22 protein-coding genes and 4 tRNA genes are annotated in these 26,534 nt (G+C 39.3%); 11 read left to right on the forward strand and 15 right to left on the reverse strand.

All coding sequences use genetic code 11. From position 1 onward, the window contains the following. The first annotated feature begins 304 nt into the window (after window positions 1-304). From yfiR to yfiB, 3 genes are read left to right on the forward strand one after another with little or no spacing between them, the layout of a single operon-like run. Window positions 305-769: a regulatory sequestration protein YfiR gene (gene yfiR, locus AC1M9B_RS13370; RefSeq protein ID WP_481598035.1), complete on the forward strand. Its 465-nt coding sequence runs from the start codon at window positions 305-307 to the stop codon at window positions 767-769. Beyond that, window positions 762-1,979, forward strand: coding sequence for a diguanylate cyclase DgcN/YfiN (dgcN, locus tag AC1M9B_RS13375; RefSeq protein WP_481596631.1), 1,218 nt, complete (start codon window positions 762-764; stop codon window positions 1,977-1,979). Before yfiR ends, dgcN begins: the two co-directional genes overlap by 8 nt. A gap of 24 nt (window positions 1,980-2,003) precedes the next feature. Next, on the forward strand, window positions 2,004-2,483 hold the full coding sequence (gene yfiB / locus AC1M9B_RS13380) for an outer membrane lipoprotein YfiB (RefSeq protein ID WP_481592342.1): 480 nt from the start codon (window positions 2,004-2,006) through the stop codon (window positions 2,481-2,483). 110 nt (window positions 2,484-2,593) lie between these two features. On the opposite strand, the gene AC1M9B_RS13385 is transcribed toward yfiB, so the two are convergent. From AC1M9B_RS13385 to secA, 8 genes are all read right to left on the reverse strand, one after another. After that, window positions 2,594-2,670, reverse strand: a tRNA-Pro gene (locus AC1M9B_RS13385). 17 nt (window positions 2,671-2,687) lie between these two features. After that, window positions 2,688-2,763 (reverse strand) — tRNA-His (locus AC1M9B_RS13390). A gap of 37 nt (window positions 2,764-2,800) precedes the next feature. Beyond that, window positions 2,801-2,877 (reverse strand) — tRNA-Arg (locus AC1M9B_RS13395). A gap of 47 nt (window positions 2,878-2,924) precedes the next feature. Beyond that, window positions 2,925-3,001 (reverse strand) — tRNA-Pro (locus tag AC1M9B_RS13400). A gap of 156 nt (window positions 3,002-3,157) precedes the next feature. Beyond that, window positions 3,158-4,225, reverse strand: coding sequence for a quinolinate synthase NadA (gene nadA / locus AC1M9B_RS13405; protein ID WP_481590904.1), 1,068 nt, complete (start codon window positions 4,223-4,225; stop codon window positions 3,158-3,160). A 114-nt stretch (window positions 4,226-4,339) separates the two neighbouring features. After that, window positions 4,340-5,560, reverse strand: coding sequence for a bifunctional glutamate N-acetyltransferase/amino-acid acetyltransferase ArgJ (gene argJ / locus AC1M9B_RS13410; protein WP_481592341.1), 1,221 nt, complete (start codon window positions 5,558-5,560; stop codon window positions 4,340-4,342). Window positions 5,561-5,729: 169 nt separating this feature from the next. Continuing rightward, window positions 5,730-6,080 (reverse strand): hypothetical protein, encoded by a 351-nt coding sequence (locus AC1M9B_RS13415; protein WP_092768561.1) that lies wholly within the window; start codon window positions 6,078-6,080, stop codon window positions 5,730-5,732. Window positions 6,081-6,214: 134 nt separating this feature from the next. Next, entirely contained in the window at window positions 6,215-8,929 is a 2,715-nt protein-coding gene (gene secA / locus AC1M9B_RS13420; RefSeq protein WP_092768537.1) for a preprotein translocase subunit SecA, read from the reverse strand. 330 nt (window positions 8,930-9,259) lie between these two features. On the opposite strand from secA, the gene AC1M9B_RS13425 reads away from it, so the two are divergent. Further along, window positions 9,260-9,901: a peroxiredoxin gene (locus tag AC1M9B_RS13425; RefSeq protein ID WP_481592340.1), complete on the forward strand. Its 642-nt coding sequence runs from the start codon at window positions 9,260-9,262 to the stop codon at window positions 9,899-9,901. 141 nt (window positions 9,902-10,042) lie between these two features. On the opposite strand, the gene AC1M9B_RS13430 is transcribed toward AC1M9B_RS13425, so the two are convergent. The 4 genes from AC1M9B_RS13430 to trpA are packed head-to-tail and all read right to left on the reverse strand — an operon-like array spanning window position 10,043 to window position 13,974. Beyond that, window positions 10,043-11,005 carry an SPOR domain-containing protein gene (locus tag AC1M9B_RS13430; protein ID WP_481592339.1) on the reverse strand — a complete coding sequence of 321 codons (963 nt, stop codon included), beginning with the start codon at window positions 11,003-11,005 and terminating at the stop codon, window positions 10,043-10,045. Next, window positions 10,992-12,281, reverse strand: coding sequence for a bifunctional tetrahydrofolate synthase/dihydrofolate synthase (gene folC / locus AC1M9B_RS13435; protein ID WP_481609287.1), 1,290 nt, complete (start codon window positions 12,279-12,281; stop codon window positions 10,992-10,994). Before folC ends, AC1M9B_RS13430 begins: the two co-directional genes overlap by 14 nt. Continuing rightward, window positions 12,278-13,174 (reverse strand): acetyl-CoA carboxylase, carboxyltransferase subunit beta, encoded by an 897-nt coding sequence (accD, locus tag AC1M9B_RS13440; RefSeq protein WP_035267924.1) that lies wholly within the window; start codon window positions 13,172-13,174, stop codon window positions 12,278-12,280. The genes folC and accD overlap by 4 nt, the downstream gene beginning before the upstream one ends. Next, complete coding sequence (gene trpA, locus AC1M9B_RS13445) at window positions 13,171-13,974, reverse strand: tryptophan synthase subunit alpha (RefSeq protein WP_035267926.1); 804 nt, start codon at window positions 13,972-13,974, stop codon at window positions 13,171-13,173. The genes accD and trpA overlap by 4 nt, the downstream gene beginning before the upstream one ends. A 351-nt stretch (window positions 13,975-14,325) precedes the next feature. On the opposite strand from trpA, the gene AC1M9B_RS13450 reads away from it, so the two are divergent. After that, window positions 14,326-15,663 carry a Na+/H+ antiporter NhaC family protein gene (locus AC1M9B_RS13450; protein ID WP_481592336.1) on the forward strand — a complete coding sequence of 446 codons (1,338 nt, stop codon included), beginning with the start codon at window positions 14,326-14,328 and terminating at the stop codon, window positions 15,661-15,663. Window positions 15,664-15,725: 62 nt separating this feature from the next. Here AC1M9B_RS13450 and AC1M9B_RS13455 read toward each other — a convergent pair whose 3' ends face one another. After that, the gene (locus AC1M9B_RS13455) at window positions 15,726-16,781 is read right to left on the reverse strand and encodes an AraC family transcriptional regulator (RefSeq protein ID WP_481590896.1); all 1,056 of its coding nucleotides are present in this window, start codon (window positions 16,779-16,781) and stop codon (window positions 15,726-15,728) included. A gap of 141 nt (window positions 16,782-16,922) precedes the next feature. Here AC1M9B_RS13455 and AC1M9B_RS13460 point away from each other — a divergent pair, with 141 nt between their 5' ends. Both AC1M9B_RS13460 and AC1M9B_RS13465 read left to right on the forward strand, forming a co-directional pair. Beyond that, the gene (locus AC1M9B_RS13460) at window positions 16,923-17,798 is read left to right on the forward strand and encodes a metal-dependent hydrolase (RefSeq protein WP_035267930.1); all 876 of its coding nucleotides are present in this window, start codon (window positions 16,923-16,925) and stop codon (window positions 17,796-17,798) included. A gap of 157 nt (window positions 17,799-17,955) precedes the next feature. After that, on the forward strand, window positions 17,956-18,825 hold the full coding sequence (locus AC1M9B_RS13465) for a metal-dependent hydrolase (RefSeq protein ID WP_481609288.1): 870 nt from the start codon (window positions 17,956-17,958) through the stop codon (window positions 18,823-18,825). Window positions 18,826-18,879: 54 nt separating this feature from the next. On the opposite strand, the gene AC1M9B_RS13470 is transcribed toward AC1M9B_RS13465, so the two are convergent. Next, a complete protein-coding gene (locus AC1M9B_RS13470) occupies window positions 18,880-19,875 on the reverse strand; it encodes a DUF2804 domain-containing protein (RefSeq protein ID WP_180028606.1) in 996 nt (331 codons plus the stop codon). Window positions 19,876-20,006: 131 nt separating this feature from the next. Continuing rightward, complete coding sequence (locus AC1M9B_RS13475; RefSeq protein WP_481592334.1) at window positions 20,007-21,125, reverse strand: CaiB/BaiF CoA transferase family protein; 1,119 nt, start codon at window positions 21,123-21,125, stop codon at window positions 20,007-20,009. 210 nt (window positions 21,126-21,335) lie between these two features. Here AC1M9B_RS13475 and AC1M9B_RS13480 point away from each other — a divergent pair, with 210 nt between their 5' ends. From AC1M9B_RS13480 to AC1M9B_RS13495, 4 genes are all read left to right on the forward strand, one after another. Further along, entirely contained in the window at window positions 21,336-22,346 is a 1,011-nt protein-coding gene (locus AC1M9B_RS13480; RefSeq protein ID WP_092768523.1) for an AraC family transcriptional regulator, read from the forward strand. Between the two features lie 125 nt (window positions 22,347-22,471). Beyond that, window positions 22,472-22,897, forward strand: coding sequence for a hypothetical protein (locus tag AC1M9B_RS13485; protein WP_481592333.1), 426 nt, complete (start codon window positions 22,472-22,474; stop codon window positions 22,895-22,897). A 196-nt stretch (window positions 22,898-23,093) separates the two neighbouring features. Beyond that, window positions 23,094-24,299, forward strand: coding sequence for an acetyl-CoA C-acetyltransferase (locus tag AC1M9B_RS13490; protein ID WP_481609289.1), 1,206 nt, complete (start codon window positions 23,094-23,096; stop codon window positions 24,297-24,299). A gap of 11 nt (window positions 24,300-24,310) precedes the next feature. After that, window positions 24,311-26,443 (forward strand): 3-hydroxyacyl-CoA dehydrogenase NAD-binding domain-containing protein, encoded by a 2,133-nt coding sequence (locus AC1M9B_RS13495; protein WP_481609290.1) that lies wholly within the window; start codon window positions 24,311-24,313, stop codon window positions 26,441-26,443. Window positions 26,444-26,534 lie beyond the last annotated feature (91 nt).

Here is a 26,534-nt window from a genome sequence, read left to right on the forward strand (position 1 = left end):
TAAACCCTTGTTTTTCAACAAGTTTTAATCAACATCACCGCCGATGGATGTGCATTCTACAGTATTCCTCCCCCAATGCAACCTCTTTTTTCAATATTTTAGTATTTTTTTAAATTATGAGTTTTGAGTGGGCATTTAATAGTCAAATTCACATCATTCAGTATGATATTGATAAAAAATCGAACACTTTAACTTTATTAAAATTAGATTAGAATAGTCACTATTATTTAACTGACTAGAACTATGTTACTAAATGGCTATATTTAAAATCAAAAAAGCCGTATTGATCTCCCTACTGCTTTTGATGTGCAGCTTTAGCCATGCCAATTCCAACCAGAACATTTATCAAATGACTCTATCTATTTTGAGCTATGCCAAAATTTCATCTCCACAACCAGATTTATGTCTAATTGATAACACTGTGGCATTAGCAGAGTTTAATCAAACTATTCAAAAGCAAAATTCAAATATCAAAGCACAAAATATTCATGATTATGAATTAAACAAGACCAATTGTGATGTTATATTTTTCTCTAAATCTTCTCCAACAGTCGAACAAAAACTCATCCGAGAATCACTAAATAAGTCAATTCTCTCATTTTCAACAAATAATGAAGATTGCGAGGTTGGAAGTGTTTTCTGTCTCTATAGCAATAAAGCAGGTATTACAAAATTTAAAGTCAATTTAGACAGTCTTGCAAAAACCAAAATCCACGTTGATCCTCGTGTATTACTTCTTGCACAGAAATGGAGTAATTCAGATGATTGATAAATTTTTTGGATTAACTTCACTCCAATCACTATTTAGAAGATCACAATTTTTAATTTTTGCGATTACTTTTTTGATCTGCACTTTAATTTTTGCAACGATTTCAATTTTTACGGTGAAATCATACGCCAATCAAAACTTAACCTTAGTGAGTCGCACAATTGCGGAACGCATTCAACCTGCTCTTGTTTTCCAAGATAAATACACTTTAGACAATATTTTACACGAGTACACACAACAACATTCAATTCGCCTTATCCAAGTATTGGATAGCAGTAAAGTTAAAATAACTGAAAGCAGTAAACTGATAGATCGCCATTCAGAACTTCAAACTTGGTTTGATGGATTATTTTTTTCTAAGCCGATTCAAATTGAAGTTACTCACAATGGACAATTGGTCGGTGAGCTTCATCTATTCGGCAGTTCTCAAGATATCATTTTATTCATTATCAAGATTTGCTTAGCCTTGATTTTAGGTATGCTTTTTATGATTTTCGCCTTATGGTGGTCGGTTAATGCAACCTATCGTCATATTATGAATTCTATATCACCAATTATTCATACAGCACAATTAGTGAGTCAACAAAAAGCATATAATCTCCGCTTTCCAAAAAATGATATTCAAGAATTTCATCATCTAAACTCAGTATTTAATCAACTATTAGAAGAAATTCAATCTTGGCACAATCAGTTACAGTCTGAAAATACTCAGCTTAATTATCAAGTACAACATGATGAATTAACACAATTACCAAACCGACATTACTTTTATAAAGTTTTGTGTAGCCTTTTCGATCAGCCTGATAAACTTGAAAATACTGTTTTGATTTTTATAGATAACAATAAATTTAAGTCTATTAACGATCAATATGGTCATTTAGTAGGGGATGAAGTGTTGAAAGAAATGGCTAAACGATTAAAACAAAACACTCGTCAAAATGATTTTGTCGCAAGATTAAGCGGTGATGAATTTGCAATTATCCTAAGTCCTGTCAGTCAGGTGGATCACTTAATTTCGATCGCCGAAAATCTTATAAAATGTTCTGATGAGCCCTTAAAATATAACGGACAATCAATTCATTTTAGTTTTAGTCTTGGTATTGCTTTGGCTAAAGAAGCTCATAACCCAGAGGACTTAATTTCTCAAGCAGACCAAGCGATGTACAAAGCGAAGAATCTAAAACATCATTGGCACATATTTCAACAATAGAGTTTTTACTGAGGATTAATACCTATGCTCAATCGTAGTTTCAAACTTTTTATCATGAGCATTCTTTGTATAGGATTAAGCGCATGCTTGGGTATGGGATCTTTAAGCTATAAACAAGTAAAAATGTTAAAACAACAAGGTTTCGTACTCACAGAGGAAGGTTGGAGTTTGGGACTACCCGAACGACTTCTTTTCGATTTCGATCAGGCTGAAATCTCTAAAAAAAATCGTGAACAGATTCAACATCTCGCAGCACAACTACAAAAATACAATTTAAAGAAAGTCCGTATCGTCGGTCATACCGATCTTATTGGCAATCCAGATTATAATTTTAAACTTTCTGAAAGCCGTGCCCGAAGCGTAAGCACTATTTTTATCGAAGAGGGTTTTAACCCTACTCATATCCAAACCATTGGTCGCGGTTCCACCCAACCTATTAATACTGCAAATACTGACGCTGCCCATGCAGAAAATAGACGCGTTGCTGTTATTATCGTGCCTTAAACATTCAACAAAAAAAGATCCTGATAGGATCTTTTTTTAACAGCAAAAATCAGACATAAAAAAACCGCTTAACGCGGTATATTTTATCTGACCATTTATAATGAAATAAATGGTCGGAGCAGTAGGATTCGAACCTACGACCCCCTGGTCCCAAACCAGGTGCACTACCAGGCTGTGCTATACTCCGATTACATCGGTTTGTGTTGGGGTGAATGACGGGATTCGAACCCGCGACAACCGGAATCACAATCCGGGGCTCTACCAACTGAGCTACATCCACCATCACAAAATTTGGTTCTATAAAATCAAGCGACCAATGGCGCGCCTGACAGGATTCGAACCTGTGACCATCCGCTTAGAAGGCGGATGCTCTATCCAACTGAGCTACAGGCGCATTACCCATGATTGCGAGATCATTGGAAAACCTTTGCCTTGAAGAATTGGTCGGAGCAGTAGGATTCGAACCTACGACCCCCTGGTCCCAAACCAGGTGCACTACCAGGCTGTGCTATACTCCGATTCATCTCAGCTTTTATACCGTTCAACTTATCGTTTGATGTATCGTTCGGTACGGTGTGCATTCTAGGCGTGACGCTGGATAACGTCAACACCTATCTTCAAAAAAAATCAAAAAAACACTTCAAATGTATATTTATCAAGCATTTTGACTAATATTAACGCTTTAATGACGCACTAAAGTTTAACATTCGATCTAATGGTAATTTAGCGCGCTCTGCTAAAGCGGGATCAACATGCACTTCCTGATCACCATGTCGTAAAACATGCAAAATGCCATCCAATTCATTCATTGCCATCCATGGACAGTGTGCACAAGAACGACAAGTCGCCCCCTCACCTGCCGTAGGAGCCTCAATCAAAGTCTTATTCGGCACCATTTGTTGCATCTTATAAAAAATACCGCGATCGGTCGCAACAATCATTGTTTCATGCGGTAGTTCTTTTGCAGCTTTAATCAATTGTGAGGTACTTCCTACTGCGTCAGCAACATCAATTACCGATTCTGGTGATTCAGGATGTACTAAAACTGCAGCATCAGGATAGATGGCTTTCATCTGAGCGATGCCACGTGCTCTAAATTCTTCATGTACGATACAAGAACCATCCCAGAGCAACATATCCGCTCCAGTTTTCTTTTGAATGTAACGTCCTAAATGCTGATCAGGTGCCCAAATAATTTTTTCACCTAAACTATCTAAATGCTCAACAATTTCGACAGCACAACTTGATGTTACCACCCAATCTGCACGTGCTTTTACCGCAGCTGAGGTATTTGCATAAACCACAACAGTATGATCAGGATGAGCATCACAGAACTTGGTAAACTCATCTACAGGACAACCTAGATCGAGTGAACAAGTTGCCTCTAAAGTAGGCATTAAAATGGTTTTGTTAGGTGATAAAATTTTAGAAGTTTCACCCATAAACTTCACACCAGCCACAACGAGTGTTGTCGCATCATGATCACGTCCAAAACGTGCCATTTCAAGTGAATCTGAAACACAACCACCAGTAAGCTCCGCAAGCTCCTGTACGACCGGATCACAATAATAATGAGCAACCAATACCGCATTACGCTTTTCCAATTCAGCCTGGATCTCAGCAAATTTTTGCTGCTTTAACTCTGGTGTTAAATCTTGATTGTTAGATTCACCAATCAGGTCTAAATGAGCTTGAACAATTGCTTTCGCATCATTTGCAATTAAATTGGTTGCATCATTCATTATTTGCATCTCTATCCATAGCGCTTATCAATATAAGCAATTACACACCGATTGGATTTGACCAATCATTAAAATTTGATAAATAAAAAGCCTCAACAGGGAGGCTTAATTTATTTAAGAACGATAATCTGCGTTGATCTTGACATAATCATATGACAAATCACAGGTGTAAACCGTATCTTTGGCAGAACCACGGCCCAAATCAACGCGGATAGTAATTTCTGATTGATTCATTACTTTAGCACCAGCCTCTTCTGTGTAATCTGCCGCTGCACCACCATCTTTACAGATCTGGACATCATCTAACCATACTTGGATTTTGTCGACATTTAAATCTGGGACACCAGCATAACCGATTGCAGCCAAGATACGCCCCCAGTTAGGGTCAGAAGCAAAGAACGCTGTTTTTACCAAAGGTGAATGTGCAATGCTGTAAGCGATGTCACAACACTCTTGCGTATTTGCACCACCTTCAACTGAAACAGTTATAAATTTGGTTGCACCTTCACCATCTCGAACGATCAACTGAGCCAAGCGCTTCATGACACGTGTAAGTACATCTAAAACAACAGAGTAACGAGCATCTTCTTTAGATGTAATTTCAGCACCACCTGCTTGACCAGTTGCTGCAAAAATACAAGAGTCGTTAGTAGATGTATCACCATCAATCGTGATGCGATTAAATGATTGTTCAACCGTGGTTTTTAATAGTTTTTGAACCAATTCACGAGCAATAGGCGCGTCTGTCGCTACGAAAGACAACATTGTTGCCATATTAGGACGGATCATTCCTGCACCTTTTGAAATCCCCGTCATTGTATAAACAACCCCGTCAATTTCAAATTGTTCAGAAGCACCCTTAGGTAAAGTATCCGTCGTCATAATACCTGATGCTGCCTGAGGCCATACATCATCTTCAAGACTCTCAAATGCTGGTTTTAACCCAGCAATCAAACGCTCCATGGGTAATTGTTCACCAATTACGCCTGTTGAGAATGGCAAAACCTCGTTCTCATTTACACCAGCAATTTTGGCAAATTCAGCACAAGTGTCCTTTGCATTTTTCATACCTGTAGGACCAGTACCTGCATTCGCATTGCCTGTATTAATTACAAGGTAACGTGGATTTGTTTGAGACAAATGCAGTTTTGAAATATGTACTGGCGCTGCGCAAAAAGCATTTTGGGTAAATACACCTGCAACTTGAGTGCCTTGTGCAAATTCAAATACAACCAAGTCACGTCGATTTGGGTAACGTACATACGCTTCTGCTGAGCCAATTCTTACACCCTTTACCACATGCATTTGTGGCATTGATACGTCACCCACCGCCATTTTTGATTGTCCGAATTAAAAAAAATGATGGCTAAGCTTATTAGAAATTAGAAAAAAAATCGAGTGAATAAGGCATTAGGGTTGATTGAAATGAATGATTTGAAATAAATCTCGATCCCTAAAAACAATAAAGCCAGTCAAAGACTGGCTTTAGTACGAAATTCTAAAATTAATTAGATACAGTTTGTTCTAATAAAGCTTGTTTTGCTTTTTCTTGACTTGAACTTGAAAGAGCTGGATTTGATGCAACAATACGATTTGCTGTAGCTGGTGTTGCTGGTGCTATTGCAGCTGTTTGAAGAATAATTGGTCGACCAGCCGTATTACCAAGTGTATAACGAATACCAGTGCGTGGACTTATCACCGTTGTGGAGTCATTTTTAACTTCAGTTTGTGCTTGAGTAACACCCGCAGCTGCTTGAACTTTCGCTAGAGGTACAGTTTTTGTATCAGTATTGGCAAATGCAAAAGCTGGTAAAGCAAAAACTGCAAATAAAGCCGGTTTTAGTATTTTTTTCATTGTCGCTTCCATATATTCAATCATGCAAAATTAAATAGCATTAACTGAGAAAATTGGCAATGCTTATTCACATGAACTGACCAAGCACTATAATAAAATAAAAAAAGCAGAACCTAAGTTCTGCTTCATGAAATTTAGATTTTACCGTGACACTGCTTGTATTTTAAACCAGAACCACATGGACAAGGTGCATTACGGCTTTGAGGTGGCGTAATCTCAACTTCATTCTGATCCAATTCTTGAGTATTAACTGTTTGCTCACCTGTTAAACCATCAACTTCAGCATGAGAAAGTGAAAGTTGCATCGCTTCAGCTTGAGCTTGCTGCTGTGCTTCCATTTCTGCCAACTCTTCAGGCGTTGGTAAACGTACTAATGAAAGATCTGTCACAACATCAGACTTAATGACAGCTAACATATTTACAAACAGATTGAATGCTTCTTTCTTATATTCCTGCTCAGGATTCTTTTGCGCATAACCGCGTAAATGAATACCTTGACGTAAATAATCCATCGCTGCTAAATGATCTTTCCAGTGGCGATCTAAAGAACTTAACATAAAGTTTCGTTCTAACACTGCTGCAGATTCAGCACCCATTTGTTCACGACGCGCACGATAGCGTTGTAAAACCTCATCAGTGATACGACGTGCTAATGCTTCTTCATCTAATCGACGATCTTGATCCAACCATTGCTGCACAGGAAGATCAATATTAAAGTCTGAGCGTAATGCAGATTCAAGACCTGGTACATCCCACTGATCATGAATTGATTCAGGTGGGATATACGTTTCAATCACCCCTTTCATCACTTCTTCATGCATTGACTCGATGTATTCTTGCAATGTACTTTCTGCCAGAATTTCATCACGCTGTGAGTATATAATTTTACGTTGTTCGTTATTTACATCATCATACTTCAACAGGTTCTTACGAATATCGAAGTTACGCGCTTCAACTTTACGTTGCGCATTTTCAATCGAACGAGACACCATTTTATGTTCAATGGCTTCATTTTCTTGCAGACCCATTGCACGCATCATTGCGACGACACGATCACCCGCAAAGATACGCATCAAATCATCTTCTAACGATAAGAAGAAACGCGAAACACCTGGATCACCTTGACGACCTGAACGACCACGTAATTGGTTATCAATACGACGAGATTCATGACGTTCAGAACCAATAATATGTAAACCACCAGAATTCAGCACCAGTTGGTTATTTTGTTCCCATTCTGCTTTTAAACGTGCTTCATCTTCAGGAGTTGGATTTTCAATTTTCGCCAGTTTCGCTTTCCAGTTACCACCGAGCAAGATATCCGTACCACGCCCTGCCATGTTGGTCGCAATAGTCACGGCACGTGGAGAGCCGGCTTGTGCAATAATATCCGCTTCACGCTCATGCTGTTTGGCATTCAGCACTTCGTGTGCGATACCCGCTTCTTTCAGTTTATCCGATAAGATTTCAGAAGCTTCAATTGTTGCCGTACCAATCAAAATCGGTGCAACACCAGCTTCATGAATTTTCTTAATTTCTTCAATAATCGCATTGTATTTACCATTACGATTCAAATAAATTAAGTCATTCAGATCTTTACGAATCATTGGACGATGGGTTGGAATCAACACCACATCTAAGCCATAAATTTCTTTCATTTCAGCAGCTTCAGTATCTGCTGTACCTGTCATACCTGAAAGTTTACGGTATAAACGGAAATAGTTTTGGAATGTGGTCGTTGCAAGCGTTTGGTTTTCAGGTTGAATTTCTAAACCTTCTTTCGCTTCTACCGCTTGATGCAAACCTTCAGACCAACGACGACCAGGCATCGTACGACCTGTATTTTCATCGACAATAATCACTTCACCGTCATGGACGATATAATGCACGTTACGATGATACAAGTAATGTGCACGAATAGAAGCTGTGACATGATGAACAAGATTTAAGTTGGCTGCAGAATATAGACTCTCACCTTCTGCCAATAATCCCATCGCAATAAGTTCACTTTCAATGGCTTCAAAACCAGCTTCTGTGATTTCGACTGAACGTTGCTTTTCATCGATCCAGAAGTGCCCACCATCTGCAACTTTTTCTTCTTTTTGAGCATGTAACTTTGGCGGAATCGCATTCATTGCCGCGTACAGTTGTGAGGAATCTTCGCTTTGACCCGAAATAATAAGTGGAGTACGTGCTTCGTCAATTAAGATTGAGTCAACCTCATCGATAATCGCATAAGCAAGACCACGTTGTTTTTTCTCGGCTAACGAGAACACCATATTGTCACGAAGATAGTCGAAACCAAATTCGTTGTTTGTACCGTAGGTAATGTCTGCTCGATAAGCTTCTGCTTTTTCGACAGGATTCTGCATGGAGTAAATCACCCCAACAGATAATCCCAAAAATTCATAAAGTGGACGGTTTAACTCAGCATCACGTTGCGCCAGATAATCATTGACAGTAATAACGTGAACACCTTGTTCACTAATTGCATTTAAATATACAGCCAAAGTACCCATTAGGGTTTTACCTTCACCTGTACGCATTTCTGCAATTTTACCTTCATGTAGGGTAATACCACCAATCAACTGTACGTCATAATGACGCATACCCATAATACGCTTACCAGCTTCACGACATACTGCGAAAGCTTCTGGTAACAAGCGATCAAGACTTTCGCCGTTTTTATAACGTTGTTTGAATTCTTCTGTTTTTGCAGATAAGTCTGCATCACTTAACACAGATATCGTCGGCTCGAGCGCATTGATCTTCTCGACAATTTTGCGCATACGCTTCAATTCGCGCTCGTTTTTAGTACCGAAGATTCCTCCGATCAGACTTGCCAACATATAGACTCTCTAAAACTTACTTATCAAAATGATTTTTCTCAAACGTTATTATGGTGCTAGAAATTTGAAGTACAAGGGTTTTAAACAAATGCAATCAAAAAATTTCTGGATTATTTTCCATGACGCATGAGCAACGGCGAGTTAATGTAGCAAATTTGATCAGAAATATATATCGTTCAAATTCAAATTTACGAACGTTTATTTGCCTTCAGACATTCAAATAAATCTGTTTTTTTCATAACCAAATAAAAAAACACTATTTTTAATTATAAAGAGTTTCCGCCATATTAATTTCAGCACATTAAGGTTTTGATAAGAATAGAGGTATATATGGCATTACGTTTAGGTGACACCGCTCCAGACTTTGAACAGCAATCAAGTGAAGGAGTAATTAATTTTTATGATTTTCTAGGAGATCATTGGGGAGTTTTATTTTCACACCCTGCCGACTATACTCCCGTATGTACGACGGAATTAGGTTTTACAGCAAAACTAAAAGACGAGTTTGAAAAACGTAATGTTAAAGCGATTGCTCTCTCTGTAGATGATGTTGAATCACATCATGGTTGGATTAAAGATATCAATGAAACTCAGTCTACCACGGTGAACTTCCCAATCATTGCTGATCAGGATCGTAAAGTTTCGACTTTATATGATTTCATCCATCCCAATGCCAACGAGACCCTAACGGTCCGATCTCTTGTGATCATTGATCCAAATAAAAAAGTACGCTTGATTATTACTTATCCAGCGTCAACTGGTCGCAATTTCCATGAAATTTTACGTGTTATAGATTCATTACAGTTAACAGATAACTATAAAGTGGCAACCCCTGCAAACTGGCAACATGGTGAAGATGTTGTGATTGTTCCGTCTATTAAAGACGAAAATGAAATTCAACAACGCTTCCCTAAAGGGTACAAGGCAGTGACACCTTATCTACGTTTAACACCTCAACCTGATCTTGATTAATTTTGACGAACCATCAAGTTTCAGCGTTCAGCCTATCCTCAGATAGGCTTTTTTTGATTATGGCTTATAATCTTTAACATATTGATTTAAAAAGGATTCAAATTATAGTTTGAATCCTTTTTTCTAAAACAAAGCAAGAAACTATTGACGCTTATCCAGTGGTACCCAATCAATCACCCATGCTGATTTCATATTTAAACTTGCATCACTGTTAATTTTCTTACGTAACGCATCTGCCGAATCACGATCTTTAGATGGACCAACCATAATTCGAATACCTTTCGACGTTGGACTCTTCGTTACCTTATATCCTTTGGCACGAAGCTTAGCCGCAAGCGCATCTGCATTCGCCTCATTCGCAGCCAATGCCACTTGAACCATCCATTGACGATCTCCATTTTCCAGCAGATCACGAGCTTTTTCTGCCTCAGCTTTTTTCTTCGCTTCTTCAGCAGCTTTGCGTTTTTTCTCTTCTGCAGCTTTTTTATCAGCTTCAGCTTTCTTCTTCGCTTCTTCTGCTTTACGTTTTTCCTCAGCAGCTTTTTGCTCTGCTGCTTTCTTTTCAGCTGCACGTTTTTCTGCTTCGGCTTTACGCTTTTGTTCTTCTGAGAATTTCGCCTGTTGTTCTTTTTGCTCAGCTAAACGCTTCTGTTCAGCTATGCGTTTTTCTTCAGCCAAACGCTTTTTCTTTTCAGCTTCATCCTCAACCAATTCAGGAGGAATATTGTCTGAACTTTGCTGAGCAGCGTTTCGACGAGCATTCATTGCAGCATATTCTTCAGCAGCGCGACGTGCGGCTTCAGCTTCGGCCTCTTGTTGCATTCTTAAATATTCAGCAGCACGCGCCTCTTGCTCTGCCACAGCTTTCTCACGAGCACGTCGTTGCTCTTCAAGTAAACGCTTTTCAGTTTCCACATCAACTGTGAGAGGTTGAAGTTGTACTGCTTCAGGTTCATTCTTTTTTTGTTGAACAGCTTCAACCGGTTGTTCAACATTATTTTGGTGGATCTCTTCTTTGCCTTTTAGAAGTAATGCTGCCAATAAAACACCACCACCCAATAAAACAACACCACCCATCCAGCGTTGTTTGTTATTCATTGACATTCTCTAAATACTCCCAGACCGCTTCTAAGGTATGAAACGAACCACACACCAAAATCAGCTGATTATTTTTTGTTTCTTCAAGTGCTGATTTAAATGCGACCTGTACATTTGAATACTGTTGTACTGTCTCACCTTGAAGCGCTGACTTTAATTGTTTTAATGGTGCTGCACGAGGCACATCCATCGGCGCAATTTTCCACGTAAATACCGTGTTTTTCAATAAATTAACGACTGAATCTATATCTTTATCCGCTAACATCGAAAACACAGCGATAACTTCTGTGTACTGTTTATTGTATTCTAAATAATTTCGCAATTGCTTTAACAAAAATTCTACACCATGCGGATTATGTCCCGCATCGAAAATCACTGTTTTTCCTGCGATTTCCCTTATTTCAAATCGACCTGGTAAATGTGCTTGAATAATGCCCTGCTCTAGTGCAGTTTGAGAAATTTTCAATCCACTGACCAATAATGCAGCTACGGCAGTAGAAACATTATCTAGGGCCAACTGACCACATGGTAATTTTAAGGTCAGTGCTGAACTTGAAAATGTCCAAGTTTTACCATCACCATTTGCTTGATAAAAATAATCCTGATTTAGACATGACAGCGTCGCATTACATGCAATGACTTTATCCTGAATTGATGTTGGAAGTATTTGTTGCCCACCAAAAATGACTGGAATATCTGGACGAATAATACCCGCTTTCTCAAAAGCAATTTTTTCAATGGTGTCACCCAGCCAATCTGTGTGATCCAATCCAATATTGGTAATGACCGCAACATTTGGATTAACGACATTCACAACATCCAAACGTCCCCCAAGTCCAACTTCCAATACCCAAACATCACATTTCTGTTGTTTGAAGATGACAAAAGCTGCAAGGGTTGTTGCTTCAAAAAAAGATAAACTTAAATCACATTCACGTCGTGCTTGATCAACTTGAACAAATGCTTCGATCAGAAGCTCATCTGAAACTTCCTGACCTGCGAGTTTTACACGCTCATTGAAACGATAGATATGCGGAGATTGATACAAACCGACTTGATATCCTTGAGCATTCAGAATAGAAGCTAAGGTTGTGGTTGTTGAACCCTTACCATTCGTACCAGCGACAGTAATGACTTTCGCTTGCGGGTGTGTAACGCCCAATTTTTCAGCCACAGGAATGACGCGTTCAAGCCCTAAATCAATTCCTGTAACGTGAACATGGCTCCAATAATCGAGCCATGTTTGTAAATTATCTGTACTGAGTGGAGCAGTGAGGTTCAAGGCAAATTCATCAATTTCGCTACGATACGATAAACTGTATCACGTAATGCGTGACGATGAACAATTTGATCGACTACACCATGATCAAGCAAGAATTCAGCACGTTGAAACGGCTCTTCTAACTTTTCGCGTACAGTCTGTTCAATGACACGTTTACCAGCGAAACCAATCATTGCTTTAGGCTCAGCAATATGCACATCACCCAACATGGCTAAAGATGCGGTCACACCACCATATACTGGATGAGTTAATACAACAATGTACGGAATACGAGCATCTTTCATTTTTTGAATCGCAGCTGACGTACGTGCCATTTGCATTAAAGATAACATTCCTTCTTGCATACGAGCACCACCAGAGGCAGCAAAACAAATCATTGGCTGTTTGGTTTCAATCGCACGCTCTGCTGCTTGTACAAATCGATCACCAACTACAGTTCCCATCGAACCGCCCATGAAATCAAATTCAAATGCACAAGCGATTAATGATAAACCTTTGATTTGTCCTTCCATCACCACGAGTGCTTCAGTTTCGCCAGTTTTCTCTTGTGCTTCTTTCATACGCACAGGATAAGCTTTACTATCCACAAACTTGAGTGGGTCTTTTGCAACAAACTCTTGACCTAATTCTTTTGCGGTTTGATCAAAGAACCAATTTAAGCGGTCACGTGCTTTCATTTTTAAATGCTCATCACATTGAGGACAAACATAAGCATTGAAAGACATCGCCGTACGAGTCACCAGAGCATGACATTCTGGACATTCAATCGTAGGCTCAGTAAACGTCGCTTTTAACGATTGCTGTTGATCAGGGATTTGAATACCTGGTACTGAACGATCTGTCCAAGGTGTTGCAGGTGCTAAAGTTTTCCCTGATTTAACTTCTTGATTCATACTAACTCATCGAGCGCTGCTCGAAGCTCCTTGACTTTATTGACCGCCTGTTCAACTGCTTGATCAGGAGTTGTCTGTGCAAATGGTTTAACAAAAGCACTACCAACAATGACCGCATCCGCTGCGCTTCCGATTGCTTTTGCAGAGGCTGCATCACTAATACCAAAACCTACACCAACAGGTACATCCGTCATCGACTTGATTTTTTCGATGCGTTGAGCAGCTTCATTCACATCTAAAGTCGCTGCACCTGTTACACCCTTCAAAGACACGTAATAAATAAAACCACTCGCTTGATTAGCGACATGTTGAATACGTTGATCTGTAGATGTTGGCGCCAACAAGAAGATCTGATCCATATCAAACTTTTTCAAGACAACATCGAGCGCTTGTGCTTCTTCAGGTGGTAAGTCCACCAACAGAATACCGTCCACACCACAGTCATGAGCAGTTGATACAAATTTTTCATATCCAATGACTTCTACAGGATTCAAATAACCCATCAACACCACTGGTGTATCTGTGTCTTTTTCACGGAATTGCTTGACCATTTCCAATGCATCCAATGTATTTGTACCGGCTGCCAATGCACGCTCAGCCGCAAGTGCAATCACTGGACCATCGGCCATTGGATCTGAAAATGGTAAGCCAAGTTCAATTACATCCACACCTGCTTCCACCATTTGATGTAACAAAGGAACCGTTACGTGTGGATGAGGGTCACCTGCCATGACATAAGAAACTAGAGCCTTACGCTGTTGAGATTTAAGCTGTGCAAATCGTGTGGCTAAACGTGACATAGGGATGTACTTTCCTTGAATTGTATAGAATTGAGGAGTTGGTTTTGTAAAATACAAGACGGCCCATTGTAACGCTATTTTTTACTCATTGAACAGAGTGTGATGAAAAGCACCAAACACTCTTTTCAGTTAAGTATTCCAAGTGCATATTTATCAATGTTTTGATTTTTTTAACAATGATCAAAAAGCTCGATTTTTTCTGTTTTTTCTAAATCATGAATATTTATATGAACTTATGTTTATTGATTAAAAATGTTTAAAAACAAATAGCTTAGCACTTACATTTTAACTTTTCTGAATTAGCCAAAGCTGTTCTATACTATACATGCTTACTCTTTTATTTCTTATGTTATGACCACAATCTCCCCAGGCAAAGCTTCTTCGCGAGCGCTTGCCCTTCTACCGCTTATTGTGTTTTTAGCCATTTTTTTGGGCAGCGGTATTTATCACACTCTGATTGGCACTGAGTTTGCCTTCTACCAAATTAAAGCACCCATTGCTGCTATCCCTGCCCTCATTCTTGCGGTATTACTTTATCGTGGCAAATTAAATACAGGTATAGATGAGTTTCTCCGTGGGGCAAGCCATCCTAATCTTATTTTAATGTTTATGGTCTTTATGCTGGCAGGTGCTTTTGCCAGTATTAGTAGTGCCATTGGTAGTGTTGATGCAACAGTACAATTAGGTTTATCTCTCATTCCTTCGGCTTTTGTCCTGCCAATGCTCTTTGTTATTTCAGCGTTTATTGCTACTGCGATGGGCACCTCGATGGGTACTATCGCTGCTTGTGCGCCGATCGCATTTGGCTTCACTCAAGTCACCGATATAAATCCTGTTGTTGCGATTGGTGCTGTGGTTGGAGGAGCCATGTTTGGTGATAACTTGTCAATGATTTCAGATACCACTATCGCCGCAACTCGTAGTCAACGTGTAGAACTAAAAGATAAATTTAAAGTCAATGTATGGATTGCAGTACCAGCAGCACTTTTCACGATTTTGATTTATTTTGTGATGAGTCGTGATACGCAACAAGTTTCTTTCAATGACTATAATTTTTGGCTGATTTTACCTTATTTAGCTGTATTTGCTTTGGCTTTTACCCGATTACATGTGTTGGCTGTACTGATGCTGGGCATTGTTATGTCTGGACTCGTCGGTCTGATTCAAGCCCCCGACTTTAACCTACTTAAATTAAATATTGCGATTTACGATGGCTTTTTGGGCATGTTTGAAGTCGCATTGCTTTCAATGTTACTCGGTGGTATTTCTGCCCTTATGCGAAAAGAAGGTGGCTTAGAGTGGCTAATACAACGCATTTATCAACTTACGCGTTTATTCAAAGTGGGAACGCAAAGAGCTGGTGAAATCGGAATCTGCCTTCTGGTAATCTTGTCTAATTTCTTTGTGGCAAATAATACGGTTGCCATTATTCTATCTGGCGATATGGCACGTGAAGTTGCTAAAGAATATGGTGTTGACCCAAAACGCTCGGCTGCTTTGTTGGATATTTTTTCTTGTGTTGTTCAAGGCTTAATTCCGTTTGGCGCACAATTATTATTGGCATGTTCAATTGCAAAATTATCGCCAATGGAAATGATCCAAAACGTTTATTACTGCTGGATCTTAGCGGTGATTGCTATACTCTCCATTGCTTTTAGATATCCCAAAATACAGATGAATCAATTTTAGACTGGCATAAAAGTGAAGTCTTTAAAGGTAAGCTACATGCTTACCTTTTTTATTTCCATAATCTAACTTAGATTATGGTGGTGAGTTGGTCGTTGTTTAAGTTGTTTTTTAAACTGCAACAGCGTTATTCCATTATACATTTTAAATGCTCTAGCAAGCGCAGACTGATCTGAGTAACCGAGTTGCACTGCGATATCCGTTAACTCTAGCCCCTGATTTAATAGGCGCTCACATTGTGACATCCGCTCTTGCTCAAGTATGCGTTTAAATGATGTTCCGCGATCTTTTAATTGTCGTTGCAAAGTCCTCACCGACAAACATAATTCTGTCGCAATATCTTCAATCTTTGGCGCTTCGTGACGAATACGCAAATACTCAGCAATAATTAAGTGGAGTTGCCGATCAAGACTCGATTGCACGGGTTTTGATGCAATCGCCTCTTCCGCTTGTTGAACCAACAATTGCATAAGTGAAGGATCTGCTTGTTGGGGTTTTAGCTGCAACCCCTGAGTGCGAATTTGAAACTGATATTCAACTTGGCTGAACTCTACCTGACAACCATAGAACTTTTGATATTCATACAATGGTGCGATAGCTTCATGCGCCATGATCACTTTATACAGTGGAAAGGTATCATGCACTAATATTTGCTTTGCCAATGAAACCATCATGGCATTCGTCAGCTCATTGATAAAATTATAGTCATCACAAATAAACGGCCAGCTTAAAATCAGTATTTCACCGTTCTGGTGAATCTGCATGGGTGTAATCTCTTCACCATCAATCACCAAGCGGCTAAATCTTAAAATATAGTTCAGTGCTTCCGCCACCGTCTCACTTCGTGTCGCCATATATCCAAGCACACCAAAATGCTCAGGTTTCACATATTGAGCCATTTCAAAAATATAATTGGCGCGATTCAAATAAACCTGCGTGAGAGAGTTAAGTTTTAAGAAAAAAGAATATGATGATTGCATGGCAATCGGTGCTGCCAAAATTTTATTCAGCGTATCAACATCCTGATTTAACGCAGTCTTTATCTCTTTATCGAGCTGTTTCACTTGAATAAATGTTTGCCATAAATGGAAATATCCATTGGGTATTTGAATATCTTTCACGATGCACTATTCCTTTAGGCAAAATTGACTTTATTCATTTTCATTTGTCGTAAAATGTATAAAAAATGGCAAGTACTGTCAAAACAATCAGACCAATGCCATACATACTTAAACGATCTAAAGCGGATGAATGAAAATAAGATGAACGCATTGGTAAAATATCAGGTTGATCCTGTCGTACGCACGAATCTCAATTTCAAGCTCTCAGAAATTCCTCGTTTTTGGTTTGGTGGAGATCCATTCAAAACCCGTATGTTTGATGCATTGAGTCTAACTTTCCCAGACGGAGAGCGCTACTTCATTGAATCAGTTCGATTATTTAGAGATAAAATCAAAGACCCTGAATTACAAAAACGCGTCGCAGATTTTATTCGACAAGAAGCACAGCATGGAATTGCGCATGACAAGATGAATCAGGTCATGAAAGATCAAGGTATGCCTGTCGATCAATTTATTAAGGTTCTTAACAAAATTTTTAAATTCGAACTGACACGTCGTTCACCTCAATATAATATTGCCATGACTGCTGCAGCCGAACACTTAACTGCATTAATGGCTGATACTTTTTATAGTCAAAAAGCAACCCTTGAAGATGCTCACCCCTATGTGCGCGCGCTTTTAGCATGGCATGCTATCGAAGAGATGGAGCATCGTGATGTGGCTTTTGATGTCATGAAACAAGTCGGTGATGTTCCAGAACTTACTCGACAATTTGCTTTGGCATTTACAACTTTCATGATGCTTGGATTTACAACTTATCGTGCCAATATCATGTTGAAGTATGACGGATTTAGTCGTTTAGACCGTTTCAAAATGACCGTCAAAGGACTTCCATGGTTTATCGGTCGAAATGGCATGTTAACGAGAATGAAAGGTCCATACCTAGATTGGTTTAAAAAAGACTTCCATCCAAGCCAACATCCTGTGATTGCCCAATATGATGTATGGGTAAAAACATTAGCCGAGACCAATGATCCAATTCAAGCTGGTGAAGCATTCTGGCAAGCAGCTCGATAGTATTTCTATTACTGGCTAAATCATTTTTATTCGGATGATTTAGCCAACATTACTTACAGTTTTAATCTCCTTCTCTCTTCTTTTGTCCTGTAGAGATAATGACCTTAATGTGATTTTTTTACATACTTGTTCTTTCTGCATAAGTGATAAAAATAAAATGAATGCAATTACCACATACCATCCAGTGATTCGTAAGCACCTTGATTTCCGACTCAACGAAGTACCACGATTTTGGTTTAACAACGATCCTTTTAAAACACGTGTATTTGATGCTTTGAGTTTGACATTTCCAGATGGAGAACGATATTTCATACAGTGTGTCCGACTATTTCAACCGCATATTAAAGATCCTGTCTTAGCCAAACGTGTGAAAGACTTTATTCAACAAGAAGCGCAACACGGTATTGCCCATGACAAAATGAATAAAATTTTAATTGAGCAAGGTATGCCGATTGAAAAATATATTCATCAAGTCAATCAACGTTTCAAACATGCGTTAAAAAGGTATCCTGATCGTTTTAATATTGCGATCACCGCTTCATGCGAACACTTAACCGCTTTAATGGCAACGACATTTTTCAGTCATAAAAGTACGATGGCCCATGCACATCCTTTTGTCCGGGGTTTATTTGCATGGCATAGTATTGAAGAAATGGAACATCGCGATGTTGCTTATGATGTTATGATCGAGGTAGCGCAGACTTCAAACCTTACACGTTATACCGCCTTGGTTTTAGTTACGCTTATGATGTTTGGATTTACCATGCAAAGAACACATGGACTTCTCAAACAAGATGGTTTTACTCGAATTGAAAGGTTAAAAATGTTTGCTCAAGGCTTGAAATGGTTGCTTGGAAAAGATGGCATTTTAACGGCAAAAAAACGAGAATATTTAGACTGGTTTAAAGCTGATTTTCACCCAAATCAACACCCTATTATTCATCAATACCAAGTTTGGGTTGATACGCTCGCTGAAACTCAAGATCCACTTCAAGCAGGTGAAGCTTTTTGGGAAGCTGCGATATAAAAAAGAATGTAAAAAAAGTCCGATCAATCGGACTTTTTTGTTGTTATGACGCCGTTACCATTTAGCGTAATGTTGCTCTAATAGTCCATACTCTTGATTAAGCTCAATATGCTGACCATCATCTGAAATAATAAAACCCGTAATTTTAGATTGCCACTGACTGAACTGGCTGCCTACCATTCTAAGATTAAGATTTTCATAACGGCGCCAGCCTGTTTCAATGGTCAATTGTAATTTGTCATCCATAGATCGTATGGTCCACATCTGATCATTTTGCATTTCAAAAAGAACATCCGTCAACGCATAAAGGCGTCCATTAATCCACAAACAGTTTTCATTGCCAAAGCTTTCATTCACGCCAGAGGCAAGATTCAAACCCACACGGTTTCCTTGCGCATCCCAAAAATTAGAAGATAGCCAAAACCAAGCCGTTTCAGGTCTTAGAAAACCGCAAGTATCATCAAGCGAAGCAAAAGTTCGTGAGTTAAATTCAATTTTTTCTTTTTGTTTATTAATGAAATACCCTTCAACGGCCAATGTAGTTAGTTTCTGAGTATAGGTCCAACCATTTATACCAGTAGGACTGCACATCGACAAAGGATCTGTTCCAGCACAAAAGATTCGTGCAGACAGTTTTTCTTCACCATGTTTGATCACTTTGATATAACGAACACCATTGGCATGTTGGATATCGAGTTGGATTTTTCCATGTTGAAAATGGCTATGATTAAATAGTGGCTGTTCATCTAAAACCGTACTGTGTGCCAATACATTAATCGCATTCCACTCGACGACTTGTCCGGTGTTATGGTCATAAATATAGATGAAACCATGTCCCGCCCAAGCGATATCGACGATAGCCATCCCAATGCTGTAATGCTCATGTTGGATACTACAAAACTTAAATTTCTTATATTTAAGTTTTTTTCTCCATCCTTTGAGCACTTTGCCATATGGCGTTTTATAAATATATTTTGAGACAGAAATTGCACTTGGCAATTCTGTAAAACGCCCATAGCGCGGTTGACCATTTACTTGAATTAAATCCATTGGGACTCAGCCTAATTTCATTCCATGACAATTATAGACTTTAGTCTAAAGTATTTCATTTATTGTATGAAAACATAGATTAAAGAACCGATACAAATCGGTTCTTTTTTTTCATATATTCAATACTTTGACTACCAGTTCCCTTCACCCAGTGTTTGGCCAATATAATGATATTGTGCCTTGGATCTTGAAAATTTAATTGGGCAAGCCAACTGTTTTTCTACCTCATTTGCATCTTTCCTTAGAGGTACATCCACTGTCCAAGCACGTTGTTGAGCCAAATCTGACGTCAGAGCTTCGTCTAGATTTAACACAGGTTCTACACATACGTCTAATTCAGAAAATGTTTTACGCCATACATCAAAACTTTTTTCCTTGATTTTATCAGCGATGGCAGTCTTGACTGCTTTTCGATCTTCAACATCAAATGAAGTTCCTTTTTCCAATAAGATAGGCAGTTCTAATACAGTTGCCAGACCTGTCATAAATTGAGGTTCTAAACTTCCAATTGAGATATAGCGCCCGTCTTGCGTTTGATAATAGTCATAAAATGTTCCCCCGTTCAGATGTTCATTTTCAGGGTACTGATTCTGCCCACCTGCAAGTACAGCTGCCGCGGCCATATTGTTTAAAGTCACCGCACAATCCGTCATAGAGATATCAATATATTGACCTAAACCACTTCGTTGCCTTTCGATCACGGCTGTTAAAATGCCGATCACTGCGTGTAAAGAACCGCCTGCGACATCTGCAATTTGAATCCCCATTGGTGGTGGTCCATTTTCCTGTCGACCTGAATGTCCAGCAATCCCTGAAAGCGAAACATAATTAATGTCATGTCCCGCTTTATCTTTATAAGGACCTGTTTGCCCATATCCTGTTATTGAACAATAAATCAGACGTGGGTTTATTTCAGATAAAGTTTGATAGTCGAGTCCTAAACGTCGCATCACTTCAGGACGGAACTGCTCAATGACGATATCGTATTCTGAAATTTTTGATTTAATGAGTTCAATACTCTGACTATCTTTTAAATCTAGGGCAATCGACTGCTTGTTACGATTCAAATAACTGTGCGCCGTGGCTTGACCATTTGCATAAGGTGGCAACATTCTGACAAGGTCTGGTCGATTTGGTGACTCTATATGGACCACCTCTGCCCCTAGATCTGCTAAGTACAAGGTCGCAAAGGGTCCGGGTAATAATGTGGAAAAATCTAAAACTTTCAATCCCTTTAATGCAGCTGTCATTGTTATTTTCACCAAGAATATGTTGATTTTTCACCCATAATAGAAATATAAAACAAGATTAACAATGTCATGTTCAGCCATTTACCTTGATCATTTCGGCAATTTATGATGTAAAAGAGCAATTACTCTAGTGATAATTGCCAATTAAATTATTTTTTGTGTCATTTAGGTCAAGTAGCAGTGAACATCAAAGAGACTGAAGGATTTAACATGAGTCGCGATACGATAAGTATCCATTTTGTGAATGCAGCCCTGACTGGGGTAAAACGTCTAGGGATGGATGTTGACACTTTACTTTCACATGTCGGCATTGAAGCTGAACTACTCCGCCAACCTAAAGCACGTATTTCTCCTGAGCAGTACACACGCTTTGTTAAAATGCTGTGGATGGTCACCCAAGATGAACACGTTGGTTTTGATATCCAGCCACGTCGCTTAGGGACCTTTGCGATCATGTGTCAATTGATCATACATGCCAAAACTTTAGGTGATGCGCTTGAGTTATCATCACAGTTCTACAAGTTATTTGGTGATGAGTGGTCTGTGACTTTAGAGCGCGATAAGCATGAAGCACGCTTAGTTCCACTCATTCCAAAAACAATGGATCCTGACCATTTCATTACTGAAAGTATGCTCATGATCTGGCATGGTTTGGCATCGTGGCTCATTGAGCGTCGTATCCCGTTAGAGCGTGTACATTTTTCATATCCACGCCCACAACATGCAGATGAATATGATGCGTTATTTTTTGCGCCAGTAATCCAATTTGATTCAGCTCGTACTGAAATCACATTTGCTGCAGACTACTTAGATCTTCCAATTCGCCAAGATGAAAACACCTTGGAAGAGTTTCTAAAAGGTGCTCCAGCGAAACTGTTGGTGAAATTCAAAAATACCAATTCGCTCACATCACGTATTCGTGAAGTATTGAAGAGCCAAATTGGTGAAGAAATGCCAACATTAAATGATGTTGCAGCCATGCTTTATTTATCACCACAGACGCTTCGCCGTCGCTTAGCTGCTGAAGGTAAGAGCTATCAAGGTGTAAAAGATGCCTTACGTCGAGACGCTGCAATTCACTTACTGTTAAACCCATCTTTAACTTTAGAAGATGTGGCACAACAAGTCGGCTTTAGTGAAACCAGTACCTTCCACCGAGCATTTAAAAAGTGGACAGGGGTAACACCAGGACTGTATCGTCAATTACATGGTTATCATTAATTTATTCAAACATAAAAAAGTCTGACATTGTTCAGGCTTTTTTTTACATATGGATTTAAGTGCTTATTTAACAAAAATATTCAAGTTGAAATTAAAATATTCGTAATATTTAAAGGAATAATAAGATGACACTTACTGCAATCTTAATCTCAATTTTGATTGGAATAGCAATTTATTTTTACAGTGTAAAATCGCACAGCTCTCGACCTCAAGCTGATATACAGTACACTTATAATATTGTCGGAGAAAATGCATATCAAAAAAATTTACTTAAAATAGCTGGTCAAAAAAAAGCTGTATCTAAATTTCATGAATGTACTGCTCATGTTCTGTCAGAACCATTTAACCAATACGATCCAAATGCAATCAAAGTTGAAATCAACGGATTAACAGTTGGCTATTTAAGTAAATTAGAAGCTGAAAAGCTGAAAGGGCAGATTATCAATAAAAAAGTGCCCGCTGTAATTAACGGTGGTTGGTATGTTGATAAAGATGATGAAGGTTCTTATGGTGTAAAGCTTGCCATATCAAGCGCCAAAGATTTGATATAGCAAAATTATAATCAAAGCATTCGCAATACAAATTTTTTTTAATTCGTCAAAAACTTTCATTTCACAATTTAAAACACTTAATTTTTCAGTGACCAAAAATATCAAACGACTCATCCGTTCTCGTCATTGCACAATCACATAGATCATCTACACTCAAAACACCATAACAATTTCAACCTATAAAAAAGGAACTATTATGAGCGAGGCTTACATCATTGATGCCATTCGCACACCACGCGGAAAAGGAAAAAAAGATGGTTCTTTACATGAAGTAAAACCAATCACATTACTCACAACGCTGTTAAATGAACTTCAAACTCGCCATCAACTCGATACTTCTAAAGTCGATGACATCGTGCTGGGTTGTGTAACTCCAATTGGTGATCAAGGCGGTGATATCGCTAAAACTGCTGCAATTGCTGCAGGCTGGAATGATGATGTAGCAGGCGTTCAAATCAACCGTTTTTGTGCTTCAGGACTAGAAGCTGTCAATCTTGCTGCACAGAAAGTTCGTTCAGGCTGGGAAGATGTTGTCGTTGCAGGTGGTGTAGAGTCAATGTCGCGTATTCCAATGGGCTCCGATGGCGGGCCATGGGCACTCGATCCAGAAACAAACCTGAAATCTACCTTTGTTCCACAAGGGATTGGTGCTGATTTAATCGCAACTTTAGATGGATACTCTCGTGCTGATGTAGATGCTTTTGCTGCAGATTCCCAAAAGAAAGCAGCAGCGGCTCAAGCGAATGGTTACTTCAATAAATCAGTTGTACCAGTAAAAGATAAAGCTGGCGTTGTCGTTTTAGATAAAGACGAGTTCATCAAACCAACGACTACCGTTGAAGGCTTAGCCAAATTAAATCCAAGCTTTGAAATGATGGGTGGTATGGGATTTGATGCAGTCGCATTACAAAAATATCCAGAAGCTCAGAAGATTAATCACGTTCACCATGCAGGAAACTCTTCAGGCATTGTAGACGGCGCTGCTGTTGTTCTACTTGCATCTGAAAAAGCGATTCAAGAACAAGGCTTAAAACCACGTGCCAAAGTATTAGCAACTGCGCTTGTCGGAACTGATCCAACAATCATGTTAACTGGTCCAGCACCTGCGGCACGCAAAGCTTTGGAAAAAGCTGGCTTAACCATTGATGATATCGATTTATTTGAAGTGAACGAGGCGTTTGCGGCTGTAGTAATGCGCTTTATTAATGAACTGAATGTCGATCCTGCAAAAGTCAATGTAAATGGTGGTGCAATTGCAATGGGTCATCCACTCGGTGCGACAGGTGCCATGATTTTAGGTACGTTGCTCGATGAACTTGAACGTCAAGGTAAAAAACGTGGCTTGGCTACACTGTGTGTAGGTGGTGGTATGGGTATCGCAACGATCATTGAATTGGTATAAGGAGAAGAATAATGAGTGCAATTCAATTTGAAAAAAATGCTGATGGCATTGTTATTCTCACCTTAGACTCACCTAATCAGTCTGCCAATACCATGAATGCAGATTTCCGAGTTGCTTTGGAAGAGACGGTAACAAAACTGAAAGCCGAATCTGGCATTACAGGTATCATTTTTAAATCTGCAAAGAAAACCTTTTTTGCAGGCGGTGATTTAGATGAGTTGATTCAAGCTCAACCAGAACACGCCACTGAATTCTTTGGCATGATTCAAAAAATGAAAGCGGAATTCCGCTATATTGAAACCTTGGGTGTACCTGTTGTTGCTGCATTAAATGGAACAGCTCTCGGTGGTGGTTGGGAAATCGCACTAGGCTGTCATGCTCGTATTGCATTAAATGATCCTAAAGCTAAATTTGGTCTACCTGAAGTTACCTTAGGATTGTTACCAGGTGGCGGTGGTATCGTGCGTATGGTACGACTGCTCGGCTTGCAGAATGCTTTTCCTTTCCTGATGGAAGGCAAACAATTTGGTGTAGAAAAAGCAAAATCTCTAGGCTTAATTCAAGATACGGCTGATTCTGAACAAGAGCTCATGGATAAAGCGATTGCTTGGGTTAAAGCAAATCCAAAATCTCAACAACCATTCGATGTTAAAGGATACAAAATTCCAGGTGGTACGCCATCATCACCTCAAGTGGCTCAAGTCCTTGCGATTGCACCAGCAATGTTGCGTGACAAAACAAAAGGTTGCTATCCAGCCCCTGAAGCCATTATGGCTGCTGCCGTTGAAGGTGCTCAGGTAGATGTTGATACTGCATTAACTATTGAATCTCGCTATTTTACGTATCTGGCAACTGGTCAAGTTGCGAAAAACATGATTGGTACTTTCTGGCATGGACTGAATGCGATCAAATCAGGTGAAAGCCGCCCTAAAGAGCCTGTAAAATGGCAAGCGACTAAAGTAGGTGTTTTAGGCGCTGGAATGATGGGTGCTGGCATTGCCTACTCGACAGCGGTTAAGGGGATTCAAGTCGTCCTTAAAGATGTATCGATTGAAAATGCGGAAAAAGGTAAGGCATATAGTCAAAAACTGTTAGATAAACGTGTTTCACAAGGTCGAATGACTGCTGAAAAGCGCGAACAAATTTTATCTCTCATTACCCCTACAGCGAATGCATCCGATTTACAAGGCTGTGATTTAATCATTGAAGCTGTATTCGAAAATCAAGAACTCAAAGCTAAAGTAACTCAAGAAGCTGAGCAATATTTGGTTGACGGCGGTGTGATGGCTTCTAATACGTCAACCTTACCAATCACAGGTCTTGCAACAGCAAGTAGAGATGCGAAAAACTTTATTGGACTGCATTTCTTTAGCCCTGTTGATAAAATGCAGTTGGTTGAAATTATTAAAGGTAAAGAGACTTCAGCTGAGACACTAGCTAAAGCCTATGATTATGTTCAACAAATTGGAAAAACACCTATCGTTGTTAATGATAGTCGTGGTTTCTTCACCAGCCGCGTATTTGGTACTTTTGTCAACGAAGGTTTGCGTTTACTGGCTGAGGGAGTACATCCAGCCAAAATTGAAATGGCTGCTTTAAAAGCAGGTATGCCAGTCGGTCCATTAGCAATCCAAGATGAAGTCGCATTAACCTTGTCTGAGCATGTGACCAACGAAACGCGTAAAGCGCTTCAGGCTGAAGGCAAAGATTTACCACACTCCCCTGCTGAAGATGTTTTAAAGCAAATGATCCATGAATTTGGGCGTAAAGGGAAAGCTGCTGGTGCTGGTTTTTATGAATATCCAGAAAGTGGTAAAAAATACCTTTGGGATGGTTTAAACCATTGGACGAAAGAAACAGATATTTCTGAACAAGAAATGATTGATCGCTTCCTATTTGTTCAATCCTTGGATACGCTGCGCTGTTTGGAGGAGGGAGTTTTAGAGTCTGTCATTGATGGAAATATCGGTTCTATTTTTGGCATAGGATTCGCCCCTTGGACTGGCGGCGCTTTACAGTTCCTCAATCAATATGGACTCGCACAAGCGCTTGAGCGCGCGAATCAGCTTGAAGCGAAGTATGGTGAGCGTTTTAAAGCACCTCAACTCCTCAAGGACAAAGTTCAGTCTGGTCAATCAATCTGATTGATATAAATTAAAAACCTCTTTTCGGAGAGGTTTTTTTCGGTCTTGTCGATAAATATGTGTTATAAAGTAACATATTCTCAGATTCATT

This window comes from Acinetobacter sp. ANC_7513 (assembly GCF_056779915.1).